At 71.5% G+C, this 2,791-nt stretch carries 3 protein-coding genes; all 3 read left to right on the top strand.

The annotated features are described in order from the left end of the window. Window positions 1–1,291: FimV/HubP family polar landmark protein (locus AC30N0_RS13625; RefSeq protein ID WP_489518449.1), on the top strand; the 1,291-nt coding region annotated here is incomplete at its 5' end. A gap of 52 nt (window positions 1,292–1,343) precedes the next feature. Then, window positions 1,344–2,126, top strand: coding sequence for a tRNA pseudouridine(38-40) synthase TruA (truA, locus tag AC30N0_RS13630; protein ID WP_489518450.1), 783 nt, complete (start codon window positions 1,344–1,346; stop codon window positions 2,124–2,126). 30 nt (window positions 2,127–2,156) lie between these two features. Next, window positions 2,157–2,791, top strand: a 635-nt coding sequence (locus AC30N0_RS13635) for a phosphoribosylanthranilate isomerase (RefSeq protein WP_489518451.1), incomplete at its 3' end; no start/stop codon positions are given.

The following is a 2,791-nucleotide window of genomic DNA, read 5'->3' on the forward strand; positions in this document are numbered from 1 at the left end:
TGCGACGGCGGCGGTCGCGCCAGGCGCCTCCGTGCCGGCGCTGCCGGCCGTGGTCGCCGCTGCGCCGGTTCTGCCGGCCACCGCGAGCCTGCCTGCCGCGACCATGGCCCGACCAGCCAGCGCCGCCGCAGCGCGCCCTGCGCCCCGATCGACGGCCGCCGCGCCTCCTGAGCCGAGCTTCGTCGACTCGCTCATGGCCAACCCGCTCTACCTGCTCGGCGGCCTGCTCGCTGCCGTGCTCGCGGCCTTCGGCATCTACAGGTTCACGCAGCGCTCGAAGAAGGACAGCGGCGAGACCTCGTTCCTCGAGAGCCGCCTGCAGCCGGACTCGTTCTTCGGTGCGAGCGGCGGGCAGCGGATCGACACCCGCGACGCCGCCGGCTCGTCGTCGTCGATGACCTACTCGCTGTCGCAGCTCGACGCCATCGGCGACGTGGACCCGGTGGCCGAGGCCGACGTGTACCTGGCTTACGGCCGCGACCTCCAGGCCGAGGAGATCCTCAAGGAGGCGATGCGCAGCAACCCCGAGCGCCTCGCCATCCGCACCAAGCTGCTCGAGGTCTATGCCAAGCGGCGCGACATCAAGGGCTTCGAGCTGCTCGCCACGCAGCTGTTCGCGCTGACGCGCGGCGAGGGCGAGGACTGGGCCAAGGCGCAGGAGCTCGGCGCCCAGATCGATCCGGAGAACAACCTGTACCACGCCGGCGGCGCCCCGGAGCGCCCGGTCGATGGCGGCATGGTTCGCCCGGAGCCGCTCGGCGCCAGCACGCTGCCGCAGTCGATCACGCCGACGCAGTCCGAGTTCGGCCACTCGGCCATCGATTCCGACCTGCGCGACAGCCAGCTCACCGACGTCGACCTCGACCTCGACAACCCGGATGTCGGCGTGCCGTCGACCCCGGTGCCCCTCGACACGACCGAGGCGATCTCGCCGCGCTCGGCTTCGGCCTCGCAGTTCCAGGCCAGCACGCTGAAGATGCCGCTGGTCGCCAACGAGCCGTCGTCCCAGCCCGATCACCGAGACGAGCCCCTGGTCTTCGACCTCTCGGGCATCACGCTCGACCTCGACCAGCCGGCTTCGGCAGCGCATGCGAAGCACGACGGCGGCGACGTCGCGGTGGCCGACGACGAGGGCAACGGAGATCCGGTCTCCCGCAAGATGGAGCTGGCCGAGGAGTTCCAGCGGATCGGCGACAAGGATGGCGCGCGAGACCTGCTGCGCGAGGTGCTCACGACGGCGACCGGCTCGACCAAGTCCAGGGCGCAGAGCATGCTGGAAGACCTGGGCTGAAGCACCGCGCCGCCTTCGGGCGGCGCCGCGCCTGCCGGCTCGGCGAGGTCTCGTGAGAGTCGCTCTCGGCGTCGCTTACCGCGGAACCGCGTACCACGGCTGGCAGAGCCAGCCCGGTGGCCTGACGCTGCAGGACCGGTTGGACGCGGCGCTCACCGCCTTCGCCGCGGTCCCTCTGCGCTCGGTGTGTGCTGGCCGCACCGACGCCGGCGTGCATGCCGTCAACCAGGTCGTTCATCTCGACACCGACGTCGTCCGCCGCCCGGACGCCTGGGTGCGCGGCACCAACCGATACCTGCCCGGCGACATCGCCGTGCAATGGAGCCGCAAGGTGCCGGCCTCGTTCCACGCCCGCGCGAGCGCGCTCGGCCGCCGCTATGCCTACGTCCTGCTCGAAGCGCCTGTGCGCCCTGCAGTCGAGAGCGGGCAGGTCGGCTGGACCTTCCGCCGCCTCGACGGGGACAGGATGCGAGAGGCTGCCGCGGTCCTGCTCGGCGAGCACGACTTCAGCGCCTTTCGTTCCGCCGAATGCCAGGCACCGACGCCGGTGAAGACCCTGCGGTCGCTGCGCATCGAGCGGCGCGGCGCCTACTGGCGCTTCGACTTCGATGCCGATGCCTTCCTGCACCACATGATCAGGAACCTGATGGGCAGCCTGCTCGCGGTCGGCAGCGGCGTGCGTCCGGCGGCCTGGATCGCCGAGGTCCTCGCTTCGCGCGACCGGTCGCTGGCGTCGGCCACGTCCGCCCCCGACGGCCTCTACTTCCTGGGCCCGTACTACGATGCCGGCGATGCGATCCCCCAGCACACGCCGGCCATGGACTGGCTGCCCTGACCGGGTGCCGCCGGGCGAGGGGGAGCGCGGATGAGCGCCCGCACCCGCATCAAGATCTGCGGGCTGTCGCGCCGCGAGGACGTGAGCGCGGCGGTCGATGCCGGTGCCGACGCGATCGGCCTCGTCTTCCATGCGCCCAGCCCGCGCCACGTGTCGCTCGCCGCCGCCGCCGCTCTCGCAAAAGACCTTCCTCCGTTCGTCACGCCGGTGGGCCTGTTCGTTAACGCGGACCGGGCGACCGTGGCCGCCGCCGTTGCCGCCATTCCCGGCCTCATGCTGCAGTTCCACGGCGACGAATCGGCGGTCGACTGCGCCGGCTTCGGCCGGCCCTTCATGAAAGTGGCGCGGATGGCGCCGGGGGTCGATTTGCTAGACTTGGCACGCCGTTTCGACGCGGCCAGTGCGCTTCTCCTCGACGCCCACGTGGCCGGCTTCGGCGGCGGTGGAAAGGTCTTCGATTGGTCGCTCGTTCCTGCCGGCGTTCCGCTTCGGCTCGTTTTGTCTGGTGGGTTGCGTGCCGAAAACGTCGTTGCCGGCATTCAGCAGCTGCGGCCCTGGGCCGTTGACGTCTCCTCCGGCGTCGAATCGTCGCGCGGCGTGAAGGACGCCGGGGCGATCCGGCGCTTCTGCGACGCGGTGCGCGAAGCCGATGCCCGGATCGCCGC

Source organism: Rhizobacter sp., assembly GCF_031412495.1.
Lineage (GTDB): Bacteria > Pseudomonadota > Gammaproteobacteria > Burkholderiales > Burkholderiaceae_C > Schlegelella_A.